At 71.0% G+C, this 23,884-nt stretch carries 26 protein-coding genes; 13 read left to right on the top strand and 13 right to left on the bottom strand.

Features of this window, described 5'->3' with window-relative positions; genetic code table 11:
* Window positions 1–59: 59 nt before the first annotated feature.
* The 8 genes from AUV07_RS16625 to AUV07_RS16590 all read right to left on the bottom strand — a co-directional run bounded on the left by AUV07_RS16625 (window position 60) and on the right by AUV07_RS16590 (window position 9,027).
* Window positions 60–977: a DUF4862 family protein gene (locus AUV07_RS16625; protein ID WP_062637834.1), complete on the bottom strand. Its 918-nt coding sequence runs from the start codon at window positions 975–977 to the stop codon at window positions 60–62.
* Window positions 974–1,660, bottom strand: coding sequence for an N-acetylmannosamine-6-phosphate 2-epimerase (locus tag AUV07_RS16620; protein ID WP_062637832.1), 687 nt, complete (start codon window positions 1,658–1,660; stop codon window positions 974–976). The genes AUV07_RS16625 and AUV07_RS16620 overlap by 4 nt, the downstream gene beginning before the upstream one ends.
* Entirely contained in the window at window positions 1,657–2,589 is a 933-nt protein-coding gene (locus AUV07_RS16615) for an ROK family protein (protein ID WP_062637830.1), read from the bottom strand. Before AUV07_RS16615 ends, AUV07_RS16620 begins: the two co-directional genes overlap by 4 nt.
* Window positions 2,589–3,533, bottom strand: a complete 945-nt coding sequence (locus AUV07_RS16610; RefSeq protein ID WP_062637828.1) for a dihydrodipicolinate synthase family protein — start codon at window positions 3,531–3,533, stop codon at window positions 2,589–2,591. Before AUV07_RS16610 ends, AUV07_RS16615 begins: the two co-directional genes overlap by 1 nt.
* Window positions 3,534–3,548: 15 nt before the next feature.
* Entirely contained in the window at window positions 3,549–4,349 is an 801-nt protein-coding gene (locus AUV07_RS16605) for an ABC transporter ATP-binding protein (protein WP_062637826.1), read from the bottom strand.
* A complete protein-coding gene (locus tag AUV07_RS16600) occupies window positions 4,346–6,397 on the bottom strand; it encodes a dipeptide/oligopeptide/nickel ABC transporter permease/ATP-binding protein (RefSeq protein WP_062637824.1) in 2,052 nt (683 codons plus the stop codon). The genes AUV07_RS16605 and AUV07_RS16600 overlap by 4 nt, the downstream gene beginning before the upstream one ends.
* 1 nt (window position 6,398) lies before the next feature.
* Window positions 6,399–7,355: an ABC transporter permease gene (locus AUV07_RS16595; RefSeq protein WP_062637823.1), complete on the bottom strand. Its 957-nt coding sequence runs from the start codon at window positions 7,353–7,355 to the stop codon at window positions 6,399–6,401.
* 76 nt (window positions 7,356–7,431) lie between these two features.
* Window positions 7,432–9,027, bottom strand: a complete 1,596-nt coding sequence (locus AUV07_RS16590) for an ABC transporter substrate-binding protein (RefSeq protein WP_062637821.1) — start codon at window positions 9,025–9,027, stop codon at window positions 7,432–7,434.
* Between the two features lie 128 nt (window positions 9,028–9,155).
* On the opposite strand from AUV07_RS16590, the gene AUV07_RS16585 reads away from it, so the two are divergent.
* The 5 genes from AUV07_RS16585 to AUV07_RS16565 all read left to right on the top strand — a co-directional run bounded on the left by AUV07_RS16585 (window position 9,156) and on the right by AUV07_RS16565 (window position 13,522).
* Window positions 9,156–9,878, top strand: a complete 723-nt coding sequence (locus AUV07_RS16585) for a FadR/GntR family transcriptional regulator (protein ID WP_025102792.1) — start codon at window positions 9,156–9,158, stop codon at window positions 9,876–9,878.
* A 48-nt stretch (window positions 9,879–9,926) separates the two neighbouring features.
* The gene (locus AUV07_RS16580) at window positions 9,927–10,844 is read left to right on the top strand and encodes a DUF808 domain-containing protein (RefSeq protein WP_062637819.1); all 918 of its coding nucleotides are present in this window, start codon (window positions 9,927–9,929) and stop codon (window positions 10,842–10,844) included.
* 2 nt (window positions 10,845–10,846) lie between these two features.
* Complete coding sequence (locus AUV07_RS16575; RefSeq protein ID WP_157524127.1) at window positions 10,847–11,374, top strand: GNAT family N-acetyltransferase; 528 nt, start codon at window positions 10,847–10,849, stop codon at window positions 11,372–11,374.
* A 2-nt stretch (window positions 11,375–11,376) separates the two neighbouring features.
* Window positions 11,377–12,084 (top strand): nicotinamide riboside transporter PnuC, encoded by a 708-nt coding sequence (gene pnuC / locus AUV07_RS16570; RefSeq protein ID WP_062637817.1) that lies wholly within the window; start codon window positions 11,377–11,379, stop codon window positions 12,082–12,084.
* Between the two features lie 73 nt (window positions 12,085–12,157).
* Window positions 12,158–13,522, top strand: a complete 1,365-nt coding sequence (locus tag AUV07_RS16565; protein WP_062637815.1) for an LLM class flavin-dependent oxidoreductase — start codon at window positions 12,158–12,160, stop codon at window positions 13,520–13,522.
* A gap of 64 nt (window positions 13,523–13,586) precedes the next feature.
* Here the strand turns inward: AUV07_RS16565 and AUV07_RS17880 are convergent, their stop codons facing one another.
* The gene (locus tag AUV07_RS17880) at window positions 13,587–13,763 is read right to left on the bottom strand and encodes a hypothetical protein (protein ID WP_025102796.1); all 177 of its coding nucleotides are present in this window, start codon (window positions 13,761–13,763) and stop codon (window positions 13,587–13,589) included.
* Between the two features lie 208 nt (window positions 13,764–13,971).
* Window positions 13,972–14,772, bottom strand: coding sequence for a MerR family transcriptional regulator (locus AUV07_RS16560; protein ID WP_231868299.1), 801 nt, complete (start codon window positions 14,770–14,772; stop codon window positions 13,972–13,974).
* A gap of 61 nt (window positions 14,773–14,833) precedes the next feature.
* On the opposite strand from AUV07_RS16560, the gene AUV07_RS16555 reads away from it, so the two are divergent.
* The 6 genes from AUV07_RS16555 (at window position 14,834) to AUV07_RS16530 (ending at window position 19,259) form a co-directional block, all read left to right on the top strand.
* A complete protein-coding gene (locus AUV07_RS16555; RefSeq protein ID WP_062637813.1) occupies window positions 14,834–15,292 on the top strand; it encodes a DUF6194 family protein in 459 nt (152 codons plus the stop codon).
* Between the two features lie 3 nt (window positions 15,293–15,295).
* Window positions 15,296–15,829: a putative immunity protein gene (locus AUV07_RS16550; RefSeq protein WP_062637811.1), complete on the top strand. Its 534-nt coding sequence runs from the start codon at window positions 15,296–15,298 to the stop codon at window positions 15,827–15,829.
* A 118-nt stretch (window positions 15,830–15,947) separates the two neighbouring features.
* Window positions 15,948–16,625: a response regulator transcription factor gene (locus tag AUV07_RS16545; protein ID WP_025102802.1), complete on the top strand. Its 678-nt coding sequence runs from the start codon at window positions 15,948–15,950 to the stop codon at window positions 16,623–16,625.
* Window positions 16,618–17,943 carry a sensor histidine kinase gene (locus AUV07_RS16540; RefSeq protein ID WP_062637809.1) on the top strand — a complete coding sequence of 442 codons (1,326 nt, stop codon included), beginning with the start codon at window positions 16,618–16,620 and terminating at the stop codon, window positions 17,941–17,943. Before AUV07_RS16545 ends, AUV07_RS16540 begins: the two co-directional genes overlap by 8 nt.
* A gap of 169 nt (window positions 17,944–18,112) precedes the next feature.
* On the top strand, window positions 18,113–19,003 hold the full coding sequence (locus tag AUV07_RS16535) for a hypothetical protein (RefSeq protein ID WP_082803019.1): 891 nt from the start codon (window positions 18,113–18,115) through the stop codon (window positions 19,001–19,003).
* Window positions 19,004–19,031: 28 nt separating this feature from the next.
* On the top strand, window positions 19,032–19,259 hold the full coding sequence (locus AUV07_RS16530; RefSeq protein ID WP_025102805.1) for an RNA-binding S4 domain-containing protein: 228 nt from the start codon (window positions 19,032–19,034) through the stop codon (window positions 19,257–19,259).
* Here the strand turns inward: AUV07_RS16530 and AUV07_RS16525 are convergent.
* Entirely contained in the window at window positions 19,199–20,191 is a 993-nt protein-coding gene (locus AUV07_RS16525) for a DMT family transporter (RefSeq protein ID WP_231868298.1), read from the bottom strand. The two genes, AUV07_RS16530 and AUV07_RS16525, sit on opposite strands and share 61 nt — an antisense overlap.
* 32 nt (window positions 20,192–20,223) lie before the next feature.
* On the opposite strand from AUV07_RS16525, the gene AUV07_RS16520 reads away from it, so the two are divergent.
* Window positions 20,224–20,829 carry a TetR/AcrR family transcriptional regulator gene (locus tag AUV07_RS16520; RefSeq protein WP_062637808.1) on the top strand — a complete coding sequence of 202 codons (606 nt, stop codon included), beginning with the start codon at window positions 20,224–20,226 and terminating at the stop codon, window positions 20,827–20,829.
* Here AUV07_RS16520 and AUV07_RS16515 read toward each other — a convergent pair.
* The gene (locus AUV07_RS16515) at window positions 20,826–21,302 is read right to left on the bottom strand and encodes a hypothetical protein (RefSeq protein WP_062637807.1); all 477 of its coding nucleotides are present in this window, start codon (window positions 21,300–21,302) and stop codon (window positions 20,826–20,828) included. The genes AUV07_RS16520 and AUV07_RS16515 overlap by 4 nt on opposite strands.
* Window positions 21,303–21,393: 91 nt before the next feature.
* Here AUV07_RS16515 and AUV07_RS16510 point away from each other — a divergent pair, with 91 nt between their 5' ends.
* On the top strand, window positions 21,394–22,026 hold the full coding sequence (locus tag AUV07_RS16510) for a winged helix-turn-helix transcriptional regulator (RefSeq protein ID WP_157524125.1): 633 nt from the start codon (window positions 21,394–21,396) through the stop codon (window positions 22,024–22,026).
* Between the two features lie 9 nt (window positions 22,027–22,035).
* Here the strand turns inward: AUV07_RS16510 and dnaB are convergent, their stop codons facing one another.
* Window positions 22,036–23,409 (bottom strand): replicative DNA helicase, encoded by a 1,374-nt coding sequence (dnaB, locus tag AUV07_RS16505; protein WP_062637804.1) that lies wholly within the window; start codon window positions 23,407–23,409, stop codon window positions 22,036–22,038.
* Window positions 23,410–23,884 lie beyond the last annotated feature (475 nt).

The raw sequence follows: 23,884 nt of genomic DNA, 5'->3' as shown, positions 1-23,884 counted from the left end.
GAACCAGCGACGAGCTCGTTTTGGTCCCGCGGGGCTGGGAGCGGGCTGGGAGTTTCCGCTCAGCCCGCGTCCCGGACGACGGCGAGGTTCCGTTCCGCGGTGCGGACGATCTCCGCGACCGTGCGATCCTCCGGCCGTCGCGCGACCTTGAGGCCGAGCCAGGGCACGTCGCCCGCGACGTGGAGCCCCGCGCGGACGTGTGCCGCGTCGAGCAGCGAGGCGGACGCGGGATGGGTCTCCGCGATGGGCAGGTGCGCGTCCACCCAGGCGGAGCCGTACGGGCTCTCGACCGGCGCGGCCCCGGAGAACGCGAGCCCGGTCAGCAGCCCCGAGGCCGCGGCGTCGGCGATCTGCGCGGTCACCGCGTCCGCGTCTCGCAGCTCGATCGCCGACCGCCCCCAGTTGAGCCAGAGGCCGACCGGGGCGTCGGCGGACCGGATGGCCGCGATCTCGGCCGCGAGCGGGAGGAACCCCTTCTCGGGCGTCTGACCGGGAACGGCGGCGTCGCAGTGCTCGATGACGAGCCGGGCTCCGCTCCAGTCGAACGCCGCGACCTCCTCCAGCGACCGGGCGAGCGGGTCCCCGTCTCCGCTCCCGCGGGGCGCGGTGTGCAGCATCACCACCGCGACCGCTGCGGCGCTCTCGGCGGTGAGCCGCGCGACATCGTCCGCCACGCGCCGCAGATCCGCCACCGCCGCGGCTCTCCCCTCCGCCTGCGGTGAGGCGAGGCCGTACGACGGGTCCTCCCCGAGCCGCCGCATGACGAACGGCACCGCGGTGACCGCAAGGGGCACGGCCGGCACGTGGTCGAGGAGCCAGGACGGGTCGTGTGGATGGACCGCCCCCATCCACGGCACCTCGAGCCCGGCCACCCCGGGGAGCGCGCAGAGCTCCGGCAGCAGCGCGGCCTCCAGCGCCGGATCCCACTGGGCGTGCGCGGGCGACAGCGGATAGGCGCTGAGGAGCACGGGGGTCACGGACGGGCCTCGGCGAGACTCCGTGCGAACCACGACGTGATGGTGGCCGGATGGGTGATGGCCGTGCCGACGCAGACCGCGTAGGCCCCCGCGGCGATCGCGGCGGCGGCGTGTGCCGGGGTGTGGATGCGCCCTTCCGCGACGATCGGACGGGTGCAGCGCGCCGCGATGAGGCCGATGAGCTCGAGGTCGGGGCCGTCGCTCTTCGGACGCTCCCCGGTGTAGCCGGACAGGGTCGTACCCAGGATGTCGGCACCCGCGGCTTCGGCGGCGAGCGCGTCGTCGAGCGAACCGCAGTCGGCCATGATGAGCGCGTCGGAATGCGCGCGCAGCCCGACGATCGTCTCCGCGAGGGTCCGGCCGTCGGGCCGCGGGCGTCGGGTGCCGTCGATCGCCACGATGTCGGCGCCCGCGTCGGCGACGGCCACGGCATGCTCCAGCGTCGGCGTGATGAAGACGTCGGCGTCGCCGTCCTTCCACAGCCCGATGATCGGCACCGGGAGGGCGGCGACAGCGCGGATGTCGTCGATGCCCTGCACGCGGATCCCGGCGGCACCGCCGACGACGGCGGCGTCGGCGACCTGCGCCATGGTGCGCGGGTCGCGCATCGCCTCCCCGGGGTACGCCTGACAGGAGACGATCAGGCCGCCGCGCAGGCGTTCGAGGATGGGGGTGGATGTCATGGTCGCCTCCAGGCGGATGCCGCCGCGCCCCGCAGCGGCGCGTCGTCGCCGAGGGTTCCCGGCAGGATGGGGGTGTCGTGCAGGGCGTCGATCGCGTCCGCGTGGAAGGCCGCCCGCAGGGAGTCCCACCACAGCTCGCCGATGCGCGGCACGCCGCCGGTGACGACGATCCGCTCGGGGTCGAGGAGGGTCGCGGCTCCCGCGAGTGCGCGGCCGACGGCGGCGGCGGAGTCCTGGATGGCGCGGACGGCGAGCGGGTCTCCCGTGCCGGCCGCGGCGGCGACCCCGCGCGCATCGCGCAGCGCCGCGTCACCGCCGAGCGAGAGGTAGTGCCGATACAGGCCGATGCCGGAGCCGAGGGCCTCGAGGTGTCCGTTCCGGCCGCAGGGGCAGCGGAGGTGCGCCGCCCCCGGGATCGGGAGATGCGCGAGCTCGCCCGCCACGTGGTGGGCACCGCGCACCGGACGGCCGTCGAGGATGACGCCCGCGCCGACCCCGGTGCCGACGGCGACGACGAGAGCGCTCGCGGCTCCAGCGGCGGCGCCGTGCCGGTGCTCCCCCGCGGCGTGCGCGTCGACGTCGTTCTGCACGGCGACCGGGGCGTCGGCGGGGAGCCGGTCCGCGAGGGCTTCCCGGATCAGGGCGGCCAGCGGGGTGCCCGGCCAGTCGGCGAAGGTGTCGGTGGCCGACACGATCGTCCCCGTCCGCGCGTCGACCACGCCCGCGGTGCCGATGCCGACGCCGACGAGCGCGGACTCCTCGTCGAGCAGTTCCTCCGCGAGCGCGGCGACGGTCGCCACGACGGCGGCGGGTCCCGCGCTCGCGGGGGTCGGCGCCGCGGCGGTGCGCAGCAGCGCGTCCTCCCGGTCGGCGAGCGCCGCGGCCGTCTTGGTGCCGCCGATGTCGACGGCGAGGACGACCTCGCGCATCAGACGGCGACCGGAAGCAGACCGAGCTCGTCGAGGATCGTGCGGATGCCGGCGACGGCCTCCGGGGAGAGCGGCTCCACCGTGTCGGCCATCGTCGCGTGGTCGATGATGCCGCGCGCGTGCATCGCCGCCTTGAACGCGCCGACGCCGGTGGCGTCGCCCGACAGCCCCTGCGGCTGGAACACGATGTCGAAGAGCCGGTTGATGCGCTCCTGCTCGGCCCGGGCGGTCGCCCAGTCACCGCGCTGCGCGGCCTCCCAGAGGCGCACGTAGCCCGCGGCCTCCACGTTCGCCAGGCCCGGGACGACACCCGCGGCACCGACGAGGGCCATCGCGTCGACGACGACCTCGTGCCCGGTGAGCAGCTGCAGCGGGCGACCGGCGGCCTCGTTCGCCGCGATCAGTCGCCGGAATCCGACGTCGTCGCCGGACGAGTCCTTCACCCCCTGGATCACGCCCTCCCGGCCGAGCTGCACGAGCAGGTCGATGCCGAGCTTGGAGTGCACGCGCACGGGCACGTCGTAGGCCCAGAGCGGCACGTCGATCGCGGCGGCGATCGTCCGGAAGTGCGCGGCGACCTCGGCCGGGGAGTTCAGCGTGTACAGCGGCGCGGTGGTCACGATCGCCTGCGCGCCCGCGGCGGCGAGCCGACGGGCCGTCTCGATGATGCGCGGGGCCGTGAGCTCGATCGCGCCGGCGATGACGGGCACGCGTCCGGCGTTCGCGGCGACGATCGTCTGCAGCAGCTCGACGCGCTGGTCGTCCGTGAAGTACGCCGTCTCCCCGGTGGAGCCGAGCGCGAACAGTCCGGAGACGCCCTCTCCGATCAGGCGCTCGACGAGGCGGGTGAGCGACGCGTGGTCGATCGTCCCGTCGGGGAGCAGCGGGGTGGCGACCGGCGGGACGACGCCGGAGAACGACAGGGCGGGAGCGGGGGAAGGCATAGGTGTTCCGTCTTTTCAGTGGTGGGGTTCGAGCAGCGAGGGCGCGGCGCCCAGCAGCGTGCGGGTGTAGGGGTCGGCGGGGTCGTCGAAGACCCGGGCGGCGTCGCCGTGCTCGACGACGCGGCCCTTGTTCATCACCGCGATCTCGTCGGAGAGGTAGCGGACCGTCTGGATGTCGTGGGAGATGAACACCATGCCCAGCCCGAGCTGCTGCTTCAGGTCGGTCAGCAGGTTCAGGATCTGCGCGCGCACGGAGACGTCGAGGGCCGAGGTCGGTTCGTCCGCCACGATGACCTGGGGGTCGAGGACGAGGGCCCTGGCGATCGCGACGCGCTGCCGCTGGCCGCCGGAGAGCTGGCTGGGCAGCGCCTCCAGCGCCGACGACGGCAGCCCCACGAGCCCGATGAGGTCGCGCACCTTCCGCTCCCGGCTCGCCGGGGAGCCGAGGCGATGCACCTGCAGCGGATCCAGCAGCGCGTCCCGCACGGTCATGCGGGCGTTCAGAGCCGTCGCCGGATCCTGGAAGACCACGGAGAGGATGCGTCCCAGGCGCTTGCGCACCGCGGGGGTGAAGGAGCGCACGGTCTCCCCGTCGAAGACGACCTGACCGCTCGTGGGCTTCTCGAGGCCGATCAGCACCTTCGCGGAGGTGGACTTGCCCGAGCCGGACTCGCCCACGATGCCCAGCGTCTGTCCGCGGCGGACCGTGAGCGAGACCCCGGCGAGCGCGTCGACGTAGTGCGGGCGGAACAACGACGAGCTGCGCGCCCGGTAGCGGACGCGCACGTCCTGCAGCTGGATGACGGGTTCGCTCATCGCCCTGCTCCGATCGGTTCGACGGGCGCATCGTCGGGATGCGCGGAGTAGTAGTGCTCGGTGCCGGCGATGTGCCGCCGCACGGGTTCCACTCCGGCGTACCGGGCGGGGTCCGCGGAGCGCGGCGCGAAGCGGTCGCCCTCCGGGAAGTCCCGCGGCGAGGGGACGACACCGGACACCTGGTGCAGGCGGTCGGAGCCGGCCTCGATCGAGAGCACCGCCCCGAGCAGGCCCTGGGTGTACTCGTGGACGGGCTGCGTGAGCACCTCGCGGGTGGTGCCCTGCTCCACGACCTGGCCCGCGTACATCACCGTGATCCGGTGCGAGAGCTCGGCGACGAGGGCGAGGTCGTGCGAGACGAACACCAGCGCGAACCCGAGCTCCCGCTGCAGCCGCATGAGCAGCTCCACGACCTGGGCCTGCACCGTCACGTCGAGGGCCGTGGTGGGCTCGTCGGCGATCACCAGCCGCGGGTCGCGGGTCAGGGCCATCGCGATGAGCACGCGCTGCCGCTGGCCGCCCGAGAGCTCATGCGGGTACGAGGCGAGCGTGCGCTTCGGATCGAGACCGACGAGCTCCAGCAGTTCCTCGGCCGTGCGGGTGCCGCCGCGGGAGGTGAGCTGCTTCATCTGCGCGCGGATCAGCATCGCGGGGTTCAGCGAGCTCAGCGCGTCCTGGTAGATCATCGCGATGTCGTGGCCGCGCAGCGCGTTGCGCTCCTTCGGCGTCATCCGCAGCAGATCCTTCCCGTCGAACAGGATGCGCCCGCGGATGTCGGCCTTCGGATCGAGCAGCCCCATGATCGCCAGCGAGGTGATGGACTTGCCGCACCCCGACTCCCCCACGAGCGACATGGTCTCGCCGGGGCGCACGGTGAAGCTGACGTGGTCGACCACGTCGACGTCGCCGTGGCGCGGGAAGGAGATGCACAGGTCCTGCACCTCGAGCAGCGGCGCGGCGTCTCCCGTGTAGACCAGGCGATCGGTACGGGAGAGTTCGCGGACGCGCAGCTCGGCGAGGCGCTCCGCCAGCGGCACCGTCTCCGCGGTGGGCACGAGCACGTCGGGCACACCGCTGGGCACCGAGAGGTTGACCGCGGTGTCGACCGTCGGGATGACGTGGGTGTCGTCCGGGGCGGCGGCCTCCTCCAGGTCGTGCGTCGACTCCTCCGTGTTCGCGGCGTCGGCGGTGATCTTCCTGGCGCGCGGCGAGACCATGGCGTCGGTCATCCCCTCGGACAGGATGTTGAGGCACAGCACCGTGAGCATGATGAGGATGCCGGGGAAGAACGTCGCCCACCAGGCTCCGCTCATGAGCAGGTTGCGGCCCGCGGCGATCACGTTGCCCCAGGACGGCTCGGGGTCGGGCACACCGGCCTGGAGGAACGACAGCGAGGCCTCGAACACGATCGCGTCGGCGACGAGCACCGTGGCGAACACGAGGACCGGCGCCATGGCGTTGCGGGCGACGTGCCGCACGATGATCCGCGGGGTCCCCGCGCCCATCACGCGGACGGCCGAGACGTAGTCCTCGCCGTACTGGTCGAGGATGTTCGCGCGGACGATGCGGGTCAGCTGCGGCACGTAGAGGAATGCGATCGTGAGCACGAGCACCGGCAGCGACTTGCCGAACACCGCCACGAACACGGCGGCGAGCGCGATGCCGGGGAACGACATGATCACGTCCATGACGCGCATGAGGGTCTCGGAGATCCACTTCGGCGCGGTCGCGGCGATCGTGCCCAGCACGCAGGCGACCGCGAGGGCGACGAGGGTGGCCCCGAGCCCGATCACGAGGGAGTAGCGGGCCCCGTAGACCAGTCGGGAGAAGATGTCGCGACCCTGCCGGTCGGTGCCGAACCAGTGCTCCCCGCTCGGAGGCTGCACCGCCGGGCCGGAGGCGAGCGGGTCGTAGGGCGAGATCAGCGGAGCGAGGATCGCGGCGAGCGCGATGATCGCGAGCACGGCGAGGCAGATGACCGAGCCGAGGGAGAGGCGGCCCCAGCGGAGGCCGGGGACGGAGAGCCGTCCCGTGAGTCTGCGTCGCATGTCACACCGCCCGGATTCGAGGATTGATGAGCACGTACAGGAGGTCGACGATGATGTTGATCACGACGAACGCGAGCGCGACCGCGAGTGTCACGCCCTGCACGAGGTTGGGTTCGTTGTTGGTGACCCCGTTGAGGATGAGCGTGCCCATCCCCGGGATCGCGAAGATGATCTCGATCACCACGGCACCGCCGAGCAGGTACCCGATGCGGAGACCCAGCACCGTCACGGGGGTGATCAGCGCGTTGCGCAGCACGTTGCGGCCGACGACGATCACCCGCGGGATCCCGGCGCCGAGGGCGGTGCGCACGTAGTCGCGGTCGAGCTCCTCGACCATCGAGGTGCGCACGACCCGGGAGAGCTGCCCGATCACGGGCACGGCGAGCGCGACCGCGGGAAGGGTCATCCGGGCGAGCCACCCGGACGGGTCGTCGGCGAAGGCCGGCAGCGGGCCCGAGGCCGGCAGCACGCCGAGCGCCAGGGTGAACACCTGGATGAGGAGGATCGCGAGCCAGAAGGAGGGCGTGGACAGCGCGGCGACGCCGAAGACGCGGATGACTTGGTCGGGCCAGCGGTCGCGGTAGACCGCGGCGAGGACGCCGATCACGAACGCCACGACCACCGCGATCACGAGCCCGAGGAAGGTCAGGGCCAGCGTCACCGGGAAGGCCCTGGCGACCTCGTCGACCACCGGCAGGCTGCGGGCGGAGTAGGTGCCCAGGTCGCCCTGGACGAGGCCGAACAGGAAGTTCACGTAGCGGACGAACAGCGGGAGGTTCAGTCCGTGGTCTTCGCGGTACGCCTCCAGCGCTTCGGGGGAGGCGGTCTCGCCGAGCGCGGTGCGTGCCGGGTCGACGGGCGAGAAGGACATCACGAAGAAGACCAGGAACGTGATGCCGAGGATCATCAGCGGCAACTGCAGCAGTCGCCGGCCGACGAGGCGGAGCGTGTGGGACACGTGCCGCTCCTTCCGGGGGTGGGGTGGCGGGGGCGCGCTCTTCGGGCGAGCGCGCCCCCGCCCTGTCGGGCAGGTGCTACTTCGCGGCCACGCCGACGTCGAGGAACGACAGTCCGGTCGTGGGGACCGGCTGGAAGCCGACCAGCTCCTGCGAGCTCCAGGCGGTGGGCAGCTTGCGGTGGAACAGCGGGTACAGCACGGCCTGGTCGGAGATCAAGTCGTACGCCTGGTTCCAGGACTCCTGCTGCTCCTCGCCCTCCTGGGTGACGGCGGTGTCGAGCAGCGTGCGCAGCTCGGCATACTCCGGAGAGTCGGCCCAGGCGGTGCGCGTCTGGGTCCAGACGTTCTCGCCGTACCACCAGTTCATGAGCAGGTCGGGGTCCACGCCGAACACCGACGGGTCGCCGGGGGCGATGGCGACGGTGTAGTCGCCGGAGTCGACCTTCTCGTACATCGACGCCGACTGGCTGATGTCGAGGGTGGTGTCGATGCCGATCGCGTCGAGGGACTCCTTGATGAGCGGGGCCACCTCCTTCACCCATCCGGTGTCGGTCATGCGCAGCGTGATCGCGAGGTCGGAGACCCCGGCCTCCGCCAGCAGCTCCTCCGCCTTCTCCGGGTCGTAGGAGTAGACCGTGGAGGCCTCGTGGTAGTTCGGGTAGTCCTCGGGCAGGAACGACGTGGCCGGGGTGGCGTTGCCGAGCATGCCGGTCTCGATGATCTTGTCCATGTCGAGCGCGTAGTGCAGCGCCTGGCGGACGCGGACGTCGTCGAACGGCTCGGCCTTCGTGTTGAACATCATGAAGAGGAGGCCGAACGACTGCACGCTCTCGACCTCGGCCGAGGCCGCCAGTCCGTCGGCGTCGATGTACGGCACGTCCTCGATCGCCTGCACCGTGCCGGTCGACATCGCGGTGACGCGGGCCGAGGCGTCGGCGAGGAGGTTCCAGTTCATACCCGCGGCGAGCGCGGGACGCGGGCCGTTGTAGTCGTCGTACCGCTCGAAGACGATCTTGTCCTCGGGAACGGCGGAGACGAGGGCGTACGGACCGGAGCCGATCGGGTTCGCTCCGAACTCCTCGGGATCGGCCTCGACCACGGCCTTCGGCACGATCTTGACGACGCCGAGACGGTCGTCGATGAGGGAGAACGGGTAGTCGGTGGTGATCCGGACGGTGTCCTCGTCGACGGCGGTGACGGTGTCGATGAACTCGACGAACGAGCGGAACAGGGAGTTGTTCGCCGGGTCGAGGACGCGCTCGTAGCTGAAGACCACGTCGTCGGCGGTGACCGGGTCTCCGTTCTGGAACGTCGCGCCTTCGCGGAGATCGATGTCGTAGGTCGTCTCGTCGACCTGCGTCGGGAAGTCGGCGGCGAGGGCGGGGGCGGGCTCCTGCATGACGGGGTCGAGGTCGATGAGCCCCTCGAAGACGTGCCAGTTCGCCGAGACCGTCACGGCGCCGGACGCGACCATCGGGTCGAAGCTGCCGTTCAGGGTGTACGAGATCCCGGCCTCGATGATGCCGTCCGGGTCGATGTCGCTCGCGGCGGGGCTCTCGGCGGTGCTGGCGGCGCCGCCGCCGCAGCCGGCGAGGGCGAGGGACGCGGCGACCGTGCCGGCGACCGCCATCGCGAGACGACCCGCGCGGCGGCGGGTGCTGTGTCGGTTCATGTGTGCTCCAGGTGATGGGGGGCGACGCCTTGAGGACATCAGACGTCTGATGTACTCTAAACACACGTTCGACCGGATCACAAGAGTGAGAGGATCGGAGCGTTTCCGGCAGGCAGGAGAGGGACCCTATGAAGTCCACCACGGGGAGGGCGTCGCGGATGCGGCGAGCCACGACGGCGGATCAGATCAAGCAGCTCATCCTCACCCGCGGACTCACCCCGGGCGACCCCCTCCCGACCGAGGCCGAGCTCTGCGAGGAGCTCGACGTGTCGCGCTCCTCGGTCCGTGAGGCGATCCGCACGCTCTCCACCCTCGACATCGTCGACGTCCGGCACGGTCACGGCACCTACGTGGGCCCGATGTCGCTGGACCCGATGGTCGAGGCGCTCGTCTTCCGGGGCGTGCTGTCCCCCGAGGGGTCGCTGCAGGCCCTGCGCGAGGTCGTCGAGGTGCGCCTCGCGCTCGACCTCTCCATGGCCGAGCGCGTGGTCGAGGCCGCTCAGGCGCAGGCGGACCCGGAGCTCGACGAGCTCGTCGCCGAGATGGTCGACAAGGCCGGCCGCGGCGAGTACTTCCTCGACGAGGACAGGGCGTTCCATACCCGCCTCTTCGGAGCCATCGACAACCGTCTCGTCGGCCAGCTCGTCGGCGCGTTCTGGGACGTGCACACCGCCGTGCTCCCGCAGCTCGGCATCGCGCAGCCCGACGACATCCACAAGACCGCCAAGGCGCACGGCGACATGCTGGACGCGGCGCGCTCCGGCGACGTCGAGCGCTACCGCCGGGCCGTCATCGAGCACTACCAGCCGCTGCAGCGCGTGCTGGCGACCGCGGAGGACGTGCGGGCCTGAGCCCGGGAGTCGGTAGTCTGACTTTCCCACCACGGAAAGAGGACCCGCATGTCCGTTGGACTGCTCGCCGTCGTCGACGACATCCTGAGCGCCGCGATGAAGGCGTCGGCGAAGGCCGCCGGAGTCGTCATCGACGACGCCGCCGTGACCCCGCAGTACGTGCAGGGCCTCACCCCGGCCCGCGAGCTCCCCGTGGTCGGCAAGATCGCCCTCGGGTCGCTGGTGAACAAGTTCGTCATCATCATCCCGATCGCTTTGCTGCTCACGGCCTTCGCGCCGTGGGTGCTGCCCTACCTGCTGATCCTCGGCGGCTCGTACCTGTGCTTCGAGGGCGCGGAGAAGGTGCTCGAGTGGTTCGGCGTGCAGCACGGCCACGCCGACGAGGGCGCCCGCGACGAGAAGAAGCTCGTGCTCGGCGCCGTCCGCACCGACCTCATCCTCTCGACCGAGATCATGCTCATCTCCCTCGCCAGCCTCGACAAGGGGCTCGGCATCTGGTCCACCCTCGCGATCCTCGCCGTGATCGCGCTGGTCATGACCGTCGCGGTGTACGGCGCCGTGGCGCTCCTCGTGAAGATCGACGACATCGGCCTGAAGATGGCGAAGAACCCGGCGCAGCGCGTCCGGCACACCGGCACCCGCATCGTCCGCTCGATGCCCGCGGTCTTCCGCTTCATCAGCGTGCTCGGCACCGTCGCTATGCTCTGGGTGGGCGGGCACCTCGTCCTCATCAACCTCGGCGAGGTCGGGCTGCACGCCCCGGCCGACGTGCTCCATGTGGTCGAGCACGCGCTGGAGCCCCTCGGCGGCTTCGTGGTGTGGGTGGTCGACACCCTCATCTCCGCGGTGGCCGGTCTCGTCTGGGGTCTCGTGATCGTCGGCGTCGTCCTCGGCATCGCGAAGCTCTTCGGCCGGAAGCCGAGCTTCCACGAGGGCGAGGCCTCCCCCGCCGACATCCGCGTCTGACGATGACCGCCGTGCACCTCAGGCCCGCCGAGAGCGCCGACCTCGACACGATCACCGAGATCCACAACCACGCCGTCCTGCACACGACCGCGATCTGGAACGAGGAGGCCGTCGATCGCGCCGACCGGGAGGCGTGGCTCGCCGACCGGACCGCGCGCGGCTGTCCCGTCATCGTCGCCGCCGACGAGAGCGGCGTCGTGGGCTATGCGTCCTACGCCCAGTGGCGCCCGCACAGCGGCTACCGCCTCACCGTGGAGCACTCCGTCTACGTACGCGGCGATCAGCGCGGACGCGGCATCGGCACGGTCCTCATGATCGAGCTCATCGCCCGGGCCCGGGCAGCCGGGATGCACGTGATGATCGGCGGTGTGGAGAGTGGCAACACCGCCTCCCTCGCCCTCCACGAGCGCCTCGGATTCCGGGAGGTGGGCCGCATGCCCCAGGTCGGCGCGAAGTTCGGCCGGTGGCTCGACCTCAGCATCCTGCAGCTCGTGCTCGACGAGCGCCCCACCCCCGACGCGGCGCTCTAGCGATGGGCTTCCTGCAGTGGCTCGTCGACGCCTTCTCCTCGTCCTGGGTGCTTCCGGGTGGGCAGACCCTCCTGGTGCGTGAGGTCGTGGGGAACGCGTTCGGACTCGCGAGCGCCCTCGGCGGCATGCGGCGCAAGGTCTGGGCGTGGCCGGTCGGCATCGTCGGCAACCTCCTGCTGCTCACGGTGTTCCTCGGCTCCGCGCTGAGCCCCGACCCCTCGCTCCCGCATCTCCTCGGTCAGGCCGGGCGGCAGATCATGTTCATCGCCGTCGCGATCTACGGGTGGATCCGCTGGCGGAACGCCGACGGCGGTCGCATCGTGCCGCGGTGGGCGCCGACCGGGGCCCGCATCGGTCTGGTCGTGGTCCTCGTCGTCGGAACCGTGGCGCTCACCCCGCTGTTCCGCGCCCTCGGTTCGTGGGAGCCGGTCTGGGCCGATGCCTGGACCTTCGTCGGGTCACTGCTGGCGACCTACGGCATGGCGAAGGGCTGGACCGAGTTCTGGCTCATCTGGATCGCCGTGGACGTGGTGGGGGTGCCGCTGCTGTTCAGCTCCGGCTACTACGCGACCGGCCTCATGTACGTGTTCTACGGCGTCTTCACGGCGGTCGGGTTCGTGATCTGGTGGCGAGCGCAGCGACAGGCCGCGCGCCCGATCGAGATCCTCCCTCCCGACCCGAGCCCCCGCCGTCCGGACGACGAGGCCTGATCAGCGCCGCGATTGTTTCGGTGCGTGTCGCCGTCGCTCGCCTCGATACCGTCCGGTCCCGTTTCATGGGGGCATGACCCGGCAGATCCGCTTCAACGCCTTCGACATGAACTGCGTCGCCCACCAGTCGTCCGACCTGTGGCGGCACCCCGACGACCGTTCCCGGCAGTACAACACCCTCTCGTACTGGACCGACCTGGCGAAGCTGCTGGAGAGCGCGACCTTCGACGGCATCTTCATCGCCGACGTGCTCGGCACCTACGACGTCTACGGCGGCACGAACGAGGCCGCCATCCGCAACGGCGCCCAGGTGCCGGTGAACGACCCGATCCTCCTGGTCAGCGCGATGGCCGCGGTGACCGAGCATCTTGGCTTCGGCGTCACGGCCGGCACCGCGTTCGAACACCCCTACCCGTTCGCTCGACGACTCAGCACGCTCGACCACCTCACGCAGGGCCGCGTCGGCTGGAACGTCGTGACCGGGTACCTGCCCAGCGCCGCGCGCAACATGGGCCAGGAGGACCAGCTCGCCCACGACGACCGCTACGACCACGCGGACGAGTACGTCGAGGTGCTCTACAAGCTCTGGGAGGGGTCGTGGGAGGACGACGCGGTGGTCGAGGACCGCGAGCGCGGCATCTTCACCGACCCGTCGAAGGTGCACCCGATCCGGCACGAGGGGAAGCACTTCTCCGTGCCCGGCATCCACATCTCGGAGCCGTCGCCGCAGCGCACCCCGGTGATCTACCAGGCCAGCGCGAGCCCGCGCGGGGTGCGGTTCGCGGCGGAGAACGCCGAGGCCATCTTCGTCGCGGCGCCGTCGAAGGAGGTACTCGCCGGCACCGTGAAGCGCATCCGCGACGCCCTCGAGGCCGCGGGGCGCGACCGTTACGACGCCCGCATCTACACGCTGCTGACGGTGATCACCGCGGCGACGAGCGAGGAGGCGGCCGCGAAGCACGCCGAGTACCTGTCCTACGCGAGCCCGGAGGGGGCGCTCACCTTCATGTCGGGGTGGATGGGCGTCGACCTGTCGCAGTACGCCGAGGACGAGCCGGTCGGGAACGTCGAGTCGAACGCGATCCAGTCCGTGCTTCAGCACCTCAAGGAGGAGGCCGACCTCGGGCGCGAGTGGACGGTGGGCGACTTCGGCCGCCACAACGCGATCGGCGGGCTCGGTCCGACGATCGTCGGCTCGGGCGAGGAGATCGCCGACGAGCTGCAGTCGTGGGTCGAGCAGACCGACATCGACGGCTTCAATCTCGCGTACGCGGTCACTCCCGGCACCTGGCAGGACGTCATCGAGCACGTCATCCCGGTGCTGCGCGAGCGGGGCGCCTACCCCGAGGAGTACGTCCCCGGCACGCTCCGCCACAAGCTGCACGGCCGCGGCGACCGGGTCCAGCCCACGCACCGCGCCGCCCAGTACCGCCGCTGACCCCGTTCGAGTCGCCCACTTTGCTGCAAAACCAGCCGTTTTGCCGCAAAGTGAGCGATTCGAATCAGTCGGCGTCGCGGGTGAAGAGGCTCCGCAGCACGAGGAAGACCACCACGGCGACGACCGCGACGATGGCGAGCTTCGCGATGAACCAGAGCACCGAGAACAGCGCGCTGACGATCCACCACGCGATCACGACGGCGAGGATGACGCCGAGGACGGTCCAGATGTTCTTGGTCATGCCTCCAGCCTACGGAGTCGACGCTGCGGGAATCTCGTCGAGCGACCGGTAGACGGGCAGCCCGAGCTCGTGCGCGAACTCGACGATGCCGTCACCAAGCGGGCGATCGCCTGCCGATGCGCCGCGACCATCGTGCTGGCCAGCGGCGAGAAGATCGGCGCCGCCTCGCGCTACCCGGTACTGCCGTTCGAGGCTGTCGCCGCGGTCATCACCGGCCCCCTCGACGAGAATCCGCTGATCCCCGAGGTCCGGGCGCAGATCCCGGCGCGGGCGTGCGCGACGAACCCTCCTCCTCCGCGAGGCGTTCCGTCAGCAGGGCGTGCAGGTGTCCTGCCGCCGCGAGAAGCGCGACGCTGCGGCGCGTGAGGTCGGCCAGCCGCTCCGCGAGGATGCGGTGAACTTCTTCCGTGTCACCATGCGCGCGCACCTCGTCGATGATCCGCGAAACGGCGGGGATGCCGTAGCCGCCCGAGCGCAGGGCAGCGGCGATCCGCGCCTCGGTGATCGCGAGAGAGTCATAGGAGCGCACCGATCCCGCACGACGACGGGGGCGCACGAGCCCTTCTCGCTCCCAGTGCCGCAGCGCGGAGGACCGGACGCCGAGCGCCTGGGCGAGTTCGCCGATGGCCATCGCATCGTCCTCGACGAACGGGTCGTCGGCCTCCGCCACCGCGTCCTCGAGTCCGCGCAGGGCCGCCCGCACCCGTGAGCGTTCGAGGGCGAGATCCGCGTGCAGGGTGTCGCTCCGCTCCGCCGCGTGCTCGACCGATCCGCCGATGAGAGCGGGCATCAGTCGACGCGCGGGTACCGGACCGAGCGCCGTCGCCAACGCGCGATAGGCGCGCAGCGCCAGGGCATGTGGCATCCGATACCGCCGGTACCCGTTCGCGCCGCGCTCTGCGGCGGGGAGGACACCGAGGCGCTCGAGGTCGCGCACCTGCTGCGTCGAGTAGTCGACCAGCCGTCCGAGCGCCGCCGTCGTCATCACCTGCTCTTGAGGGTTCTGCACGCGCTTCCTCGTCTTTCCGGGCCTTGCGTCCACATAGGCACATCAGCCTCAGCATTGAAGGATGGATATGCAGGAGATCATCGCAGAGGTCCGCTCGTTCGACGGTGTGCTCGTCGTGACCCCGGAGGCGGGCAGCGACTTCCCCGAGCTCGCCTGGGGAGACGCGTTCTTCTTCCATGCCCCCGACGGCCGGATGCCCGAGCGCACCCAGCCGTTCGGAACGATCATCACGAAGGACTATCCCGACGACACGTCCTCCGCTCTGGATGCTCCCGAGCGCTTCCGGGTGAACATCCACGTCGGACGCGAGCGCGCGGAGTCGATCATCGCGGCGGGGTCTCTCACGGGCGGCGACACCGACCCGACGGCGGTCGACGTCTTCCGGCCCCACCCGTTGTACGGCACCGCCGGCTGGGTGTGCGTGATCGATCCCGCAGAGGCGACGGAGGGTACCGTGCTCACCCTCCTCCGCGAGGCGCACGAGGCGGCACGTGCGCGCACCGAACGACGGGCGAGGTGACCCATGTCCACTCCGCAGGGCATGACCGAGGCCGACCGCCGGATCGTCGCGGTGTGGGCGGCCGACTGCGCCGCGCGCGTGCTGCCGCTGTTCGAGAGGGAGGCCCCGGACGACGACCGCGCGCGCGATGCCATCGCCAGGACGCGCGCCTTCGCGCGGGGCGAGCTCACGGCTGCGGGCGAGATCCGTCGTCGCTTCGTCGCGGGCAGGGCCGCCCGCAGCGCCGTGACCCCTGCCGGCGCCGCGGCCGCCCGCTCCGCGGCTCAGGCCGGCGGGGTCGCGCACATGGGAGCGCATGCTCTCGGGGCAGCCGCCTACGCCGCGCGAGCTGTCGAGCTGGCACACCCGGATGATCCCGACTCCCGTGCCGCCGAAGTGCGCTGGCAACTCGCGCAGCTCTCCGCCGAAGCCGCTGCAGCCCTGCGCCCCCTCCCGCCCCTGGGCACCGACCCCGCGGGCCCCCTCGGCCCCGGACTCCTCTCCTCCGGCCCCCTCGGCGAGGTGATCCGCGAGATCCAGGCGCACCTCTCGTCGTAAGTCCCGCTTCGAATCGCGCAACTTGCTGCATCTGAGCCCGGAGTGGAACGAGGTGCGCGATTCGAAGCGGCCCGACCGCTTCAGCCCCGATTCAGCGATGACCCGCCACACTGGGGGGATGCGGATCCTGGTGGTGGACGACGAGGTGCGTCTGGCCGAGGGCGTGCGCCGCGGGCTCGAGGCGGAGGGCTTCGCGGTCGACGTCGCTCACAACGGCATCGACGGCCTCTGGCGGGCCCGCGAGACCCGGTACGACGCCATCGTGCTCGACCTGATGATGCCCGGCATGAGCGGGTGGAAGGTGTGCGAGGCCCTGCGCGCCGAGGAGAACTGGACTCCCGTGCTGATGCTCACCGCCAAGGACGGCGAGTGGGATCAGGTGGAGGCGCTGGAGAGCGGCGCCGACGACTACGTCACCAAGCCCTTCTCCTTCGCGATCCTCGTGGCGCGGCTCCGGGCTCTCGTGCGCCGCGGTGCCGTGGCGCGACCGACGATCCTGGAGGCCGGCGACCTGCGGCTGGACCCCGCCGGACACCACGTGTGGCGCGGCGAGACCCCGATCTCCCTCACAGCCCGCGAGTTCGCGGTGCTCGAGCATCTGATGCGGCACCGCGGGCAGGTGCTGTCGAAGCGCGACCTCCTGGCCGGCGTCTGGGACGACGACTTCGACGGCGACCCGAACATCGTCGAGGTGTACATCGGCCACCTCCGCCGCAAGGTCGACAAGCCGTTCGGACGTGAGGCGATCGAAACCATCCGCGGCGCGGGCTATCGGCTGGCGGCGAACGGTGGCTAGGCGGCTCTGGCGGTCGGTCCGCGGTCGGACGACCCTGGGCGCCACCCTCGTCGTCGCGGTCGCGCTGCTCCTCGGGGCTTTCTCCTTCTACGGGGTGCTGAGCGCGAGCATCCACGGCAGCACCGAACGCGCGGCGGAACAGCGGCTGGAGGAGCTCGTCAGCCGATTCGACGGTCCGGGCCGACGCGGACCCGACCAGCTCGACGACGACCTCGTGCAGCTGCTCGGGCGGGACGGAGCGGTGCGCGCGGCGAGCGAGGAGGCCGCCGATGCGCTCGGCGCCACCCCGCTGCCCGTGGACGACGATCCGCAAGTCGTCCGGATCGACGGCGAGCCGATGGTCGTGGTGTCGGAAGACGTCGAGGGCGACCAGACCCTCGTCCTCGCGGTGCCGATGGACGAGGATGCGGAGACCCTGTCGACGGTGGCGACGCTGCTCGTGATCGCCGTCCCCGCGCTGCTGCTGCTCGTGGCCGTCACGACCTGGCTCGTCACGGGGCGCGCGCTGCGCCCGGTCACCCGCATCCGCCAGGAGGTCGAGGGCATCACCGCCGAGCGCCTCGATCACCGGGTGCCCGTCCCCGACACCGCGGACGAGATCCACTCCCTCGCCGTGACGATGAACGGGATGCTCGACCGGCTCGACGCGGCGGCGACCGCGCAGCGCCGCTTCGTCTCCGACGCCTCGCACGAGCTCCGCTCGCCCCTGGCCACGATCCGTCAGCACGCAGAGCTCGCCCAGGCGCACCCGGAGGTGACGAGCATCGACGAGCTCGCCGAGGTGGTGTCCGAGGAGGGGCTGCGGCTGCAGGGAATCGTGGAGTCGCTGCTGCTCCTCGCCCGCCTCGACGAGGGCGTCACCGGGAGCACCGAACCGGTGGACCTGGACGACCTGGCCCTCGCGGAGGTGCGTCGGCTGCGAGCCACCGGGCTCGACGTCGACGGCTCCGGCATCCGTGCGGCCCGCACCGTCGGCGACCCCCGGCTGCTCGGCCAGCTGCTGCGGAACCTCGCCGACAACGCCGCGCGGCACAGCAACGGCCGCGTGGCGATCGGGGTGGCGCCGCAGGCGGAGCACGTCGTCCTCACGATCGAAGACGACGGCGCCGGCATCCCCCCGGAGGAGCGGGACCGCATCTTCGAACGCTTCGTCCGGCTCGACGAGGCCCGCAGTCGCGACGTGGGAGGCAGCGGGCTCGGTCTCGCGATCGCGCACGGCATCGCCACCGCCGCCCACGGCGCGATCACGGTGGACACCTCCCGGTGGGGCGGCGCCCGCTTCACCGTCACCCTCCCCCTGGCCGGCCCTCTCTCCTGACCGACCGCCCGGGCACAGCTTCGGAGATCCCCGACGACACCCCGGTCATGGCCGCGCGCAGGCGGCGTGTCGTTCCCGAGCTCCGAAGTCGGACCCGAGATATCGGTTCCTGAACGGGGCTTCAGGAGGCTTCAGGGTGGCTTCAGCGGCGTCGGGAGACCATCGAGACATGAACGACAAGACTCCTGCTCCCGACCAGAACCCCACGCCGGACGAGAACGACATCGCGGGTCAGAACGCGGCACCCGCGGTCCCGAGCGCGGGCCAGGACCAGCACGCCGGACAGGACTCCCCCGCCGGCCCCGGCACCACCGCCGACGCCCCGACGGTCCCGGTCGCGCCGACCCCCGGCCCGGCCGCCGCCCCGAACGCCGCCCCGGAGGCACCAGCCGCCGCAACCCCCGCCACGCCCGGACGCAAGCGCGCGCTCCTGATCGGCGGCGGGATCGCGGCCGCGGTACTGCTCGCCGGCGGAGGCGTCGCGGTGGGTGCCGCGATCGGCGACGAGTTCGGTGACGACGACGACCGCCCCGCCATGGAGGGTCCCCGACACGAGGGCGACCACGGCCCGCGCGGTGACCACCGCGGCGACGAGGATGCCCGCCCGAGCGGAGACCGGGCCGACCGCGGCCCTGTCACCGGCATCGGCACCGACGACGTCGACGAGCTCCTCGCGATCGCCGCCGCCGCCCAGGACGCCGCCGAGGGCGAGGTCACCTCGATCGACGCGAAGCGCGACGGAACGTGGGAAGTGCAGCTGACCACGTCCGCCGGGGACGAGACCGAGGTGCGCGTGGACGACGACCTCACCGCGACCGTGGTCTCGACCGACGCCGCAGACGACGACGACAAGGGACCGACTCTCACGCTGGACGAGGAGACCATCCGCACTCTCGTCGACGCCGCCCTCGCGGAGGCCGAGGGGATGATCACCGACCTCGATGTGGACTCCGACGACGTGAGCCCCTACGACGCCTCCGTCCTCACGACGGACAACCGCTCGATCGACATCTCCTTCGACGCCTCGTTCGCGGTCGTCGGCACCGACGTCGACGAGTGACCGCGGCCCAGAGGGCTAGCATGCAAAGATGACGAACTCCGATCCGATCGACGAGGTCTCCATCGGCGGCGAGGTCATCCGCCTCGGGCAGTTCCTCAAGTTCGCGGGACTGCTGGACTCGGGCGGCGACGCGAAGGAGGTCATCATCGACGGCTACGTCACCGTGAACGGCGAGGTGGACCGGCGCCGCGGGCGTCAGCTCCGCGACGGCGATGTGGTGACCTTCGAGGGCCGGGCGGTCCGCGTCCGGCCCTGACCCGGCATCGCGGAGCCTCCCTCCACCTCCGCGCCCCGGTTCCGCGCCTCGCTCACGAGCACCGCGGTCACCCCGGCGCCGCACAGCACGAACCCGCCGAGCGTGATCGCCGTGAGGGGTTCGCCGAGCAGCAGCGCCCCGCCGATCGCGGTCGCCGGGGCGACGAGGAAGAGCAGCGCCTGCAGTGCGGTGATGCCGACCCGGCGCAGCAGCCACCAGTACAGGCCATAGGCGCTGAGCGTGGGGAAGACGGCGGTCAGGACCACGGCGATCCAGAACGACGGTCGCGCCGGCGGCACGAGTGCCCCGGCGAGCGCGGCGATGACGAGAAGCAGCACGGCGCTCACGCTCACGTGGATGGTCAGGGTCAGCAGCACCCCCGTACGCACGGCCGTCCGTCGCTGCACCAGCGTGCCGATCACGAGGCAGACCATCGCCGCCGCCGGAAGCAGGTAGGCGACAAGCGACGCGGAGCCGGCACCGAACTGCGACTGCACGACGAGCAGCACCCCCACCGCCCCGATCACCAGTCCCGCCACCTGGGCACCGCGCACACGGAGGCCCAGCACCGGCCCGACCAGCACGGCGACGAGCAGCGGCTGTACCGCGTCGATCAGCGCGACGGTGCCGGTGGCGATCCCCGTCGCGACGGCGGCGTACACAGCAGCGCAGTATCCGAACTGGGCGAGCGCGCCGATGACCGCTTGGACACCGAGCTCCCGCGCGGTCATCTCCTTCGCCACTCCGGACACCGCGACAAGGACCACGAGCAGGACGGCGAGCGGCGTGAACCGCCACACCAGGAGCGTCAGCGGGTCGACGTCCGCGGTGGCGACCGCGGGGATGAGGAAGCCCGAGCTCCACGTGAGGACGAAGGCCACCGCTGCACCCGCGGTCATGACCCGGGAGAGTATACCGATCTGTTTACTCATGCCGTCACTATACAGGTTGGTATACTCATCGCATGTCGACCGCCGTGCCGGAGCTCCCGCCGCTGACCCCCGGGGCGCGCCGCGTGCTCGATGCCGCCTCCGACCTCTTCTACGAGCGCGGCATCCACGCTGTCGGAGTCGACACCATCGCCGCTGCGGCCGGGGTGACGAAGAAGACCCTGTACGACCGCTTCGGATCGAAGGAAGCGCTCGTCGTCTCGTACCTGCAGCACCGGGACGCCCGCTGGCGGGATCACGTCGCCGCTCACCTCGCACGGGTCCCGGAGCCGGGGCCCGCCCGCGTGCTCGCGATCTTCGATGCCGCCATCTCCTGGGTGCCGGGCCACAGCACCAAGGGATGCAGCGCCGTCAACGCGCGCGCCGAGATCGACGGCCCCGGGGACGCCCCGCTGGTGCTCGCCGAGGCTCGTCGCGAGAAGGAGTGGCTGCTCGCGGTCTTCGCTGAGCTCTGCGGTGAGGCCGGGTTCCACGACCCGGACCGGCTCGCCGAGACGCTCATGCTCCTCTATGAAGGCGCGATCGTCACCGTCGGCATGGGGACGTTCGCGGAGCCGTTCGCGACCGCTCGGGACAGCGCGCGTCGACTGCTGGAATCCGCTGCGTCCGACGCGTCCTAGACGCCGGTCGTCGGTGAGGACGCGCGCGACGGCAGCACCGCGCGCACCGTGACCACGAGGAACGCCACGAGCAGCACCACCATCGTCACGTCCGCGACGATGTAGGCGTAGTGCGCGCCATCGGTTCCCGGAGCCTCCTGCCCTGCGATGACGAGGTCGCTGCGCCGATTGAGGATCGGGCGGATGACGATGACCTCGACGAGGAACACCAGCCACAGCCCGCCGAGCAGCAGCGCCGAGGAACGCCCGGCACGGGCACGGACGCTGACCGCCGTCAACACGAGGAGCACCGCTCCCGCGAGGACGTTGAGGGCGGTGAACACGAGGCGACCGATGCCGAGACCCAGCGGGATCGTGATTCCGGGAGCCAGGAACTTCAGCGGTGCCTCCAGGAACGAGATCGCGATGATCGCCCCGAGCAGGAAAGCGGGCAGCAGCAGGCGCAGTGCCGTCACCATGCGTCCACCCGTCATGGCCTCAGGCTAACCGGGCGGTCCGCACCCCCGGCGACGGGTGACCGTGGAAATCGGCCCGGCGCGCCCCGCTCAGGGGATAATGGGTAACATGCCACGTCCTACCGACGCTTATCGCGGACTCATGCAGAGCAGCCGGCTGCGAGTTCTCGCCGCCTTGATGGACACTCCGGGAATCGGGCTCGCCGAGCTCTCCCTCCGCATGGGTCTCCACGTGAACACGCTCCGCGACCACCTCCGCGTGCTCGAGGGCGAGGGGCTCGCCCGGTCCGAGGTGGAGCACACCGGTCGGCGCGGAAGACCGCGCCTCCGCTTCTCCCCCGTGCTGCCGAGTGAGCCGAATGAGATCGAGGAACGGCGGCTCCGGGAGGCGATCCGCCACGGCGACCTCATGCGCGCGGTGCTCCCGGCGACGCGGTCCGGACTCCCGGAGGCGGCGACCCATCAGCTCGACGCACTGTTCCACCACCTCGATGACGTGGGCCTGCAGCCCGACATCGACGAGAAGGCGATGACCGTCGACCTCTCCCCCTGCCGCTTCCACACGCTGCTGACCGATGACCAGACCGTGGTCTGCCGCGTGCACGAGGAGCTCATGAAGTCGGTGCTGGCGAGAGCGGGCGGACCCGTGGAGATCGAACGCGTGATCCCGTTCACGAGCGCGCACTCCTGCCACGTCCGGCTCAGCCTCCGCGAGGAGTCGGCGTCCGACACGGGACGCTGACGCCGGGGATCAGTTGAAGTCGCCGCCCGGTGCCATGTCGGCGAACCGGGAATAGTGCCCCTGGAAGGCGACGGTGATCGTCGCGGTCGGACCGTTACGGTGCTTGGCCACGATGAGGTCGGCTTCGCCGGGACGGACGTCCTTGTCGTAGACCGAGTCGCGGTGCAGCAGGATGACCATGTCGGCGTCCTGCTCGATCGATCCGGACTCTCGCAGGTCGCTGATCGCGGGCTTCTTGTCCTGGCGCTGCTCGGGACCACGGTTCAGCTGCGACAGTGCGATGACCGGCACCTGCAGCTCCTTGGCGATGAGCTTGAGGCTTCGGGAGAACTCCGAGACCTCCTGCTGACGGGACTCGACGCGCTTACCCGACGTCATGAGCTGGAGGTAGTCGATGATGACCATCCGCAGACCGGCACGCTGCTTCAGCCGTCGGCACTTCGCCCGGATCTCGACGAGCGTCATGTTCGGGCTGTCGTCGATGTAGAGCGGGGCGTCGTTGATGCGGCCGCGGGTGGCGGCGACCGTCGTCCAGTCCCGCGGGTCGAGCGTTCCCTTGCGCATGTTCTGCAGCGGGATCGCCCCCTCGGCGCTGAGCAGACGCATCGCGATCTCGCTCTTGCCCATCTCGAGGGAGAAGAAGATCGAGGGGAAGTCGTGCCCGATCGAGGCCGCACGGGCGAAGTCGAGGGCGAGCGTGGACTTTCCCATCGCGGGTCGCGCGGCGACGACGATCATCTGCCCGCCGTGCAGGCCGTTGGTGAGCTCGTCGAGCTCGCGGAAGCCGGTGGGGATGCCGGTCATGGAGCCGTCGCGGCCGTTGGCCGCCTCGATCTCCTCGACCGCGGCGTCGACCGCGACCGTGAGCGGCACGTAGTCCTCGGCCGTCTCCGAGCCGGTCACCGAATAGATCTCGGCCTGCGCGTTGTTGACGATGTCGGTCGCGTCGCCCTGGCCGTCGTAGCCGAGCTGGACGATGCGCGTCCCGGCGTCGACGAGGCGGCGGAGGATCGCGCGCTCGGAGACGATGCCGGCGTAGTAGCCGGCGTTGGCCGCGGTCGGGACGATCGACGTGAGCGTGTGCAGGTAGTCGGCGCCGCCGGCCTTGCTGAGCTCCCCCGTCTTGATCAGCTCGTCGGTGACCGCGACGACGTCGGTCGGTTCACCGTGGGAGTAGAGCGAGAGGATCGCCTCGAAGATGAGCTCGTGCTTGGGGATGTAGAAGTCGGCGCCCTTGAGCGTCTCGATCACGTCGGCGACCGCGTCCTTCGACAGGAGCATGCCACCCAGGGCGCTCTGCTCGGCGAGGAGGTCGTGCGGAGGGGTGCGCTCGGGCGGACGCTGCCCTCCCAGGCGCTCCTCGGAGATGTCGGCGATCGACACTGTGTTCCCTTCGATGCGACGGTTCTGAGGCGGGCCCCGCGCGCGCATCCGCGGATGCCGGTGCGGGGGACCGCGGCCGCGCGGCGGCCATCCCCAGACAAGCAGGTGCCCCCGACATTCGGTCGCTCGACCACGCTATGAGCGGTCTCCACACGGTGCAACACGGCCTGTGGATAACCATGTGGACAGCGTGCGGACAATCTCGGAGTGTCTGTGCAGAACGGGTGTGGATAACCCGGTGGACGGTGTGAACACCGGACTTTTTTTATCGCCCTGACCAGGGTTTCATCGTTTCCCCACCCTGTGGATGAAAACGAGTTTAAATTGCGCGTTGAAGGTTTCCCCTCCGGAGGGGGCATGTGTAGAACCTGGGGAAAGTCAAGCCGGAAATCCGCCGGGCGCGTCACGATCTGACACGAGAAGAATCGGATGTAAACGCCCCTGGACAGACAGGGGGTCCGCGAGTATTCTGCCT

The sequence above is a fragment of the Microbacterium sp. CH1 genome, from assembly GCF_001595495.1.
GTDB lineage: Bacteria > Actinomycetota > Actinomycetes > Actinomycetales > Microbacteriaceae > Microbacterium.
The sequence above is the reverse complement of the archived record's forward strand: the minus strand, read 5'-3'. Positions and strand labels throughout refer to the sequence as shown.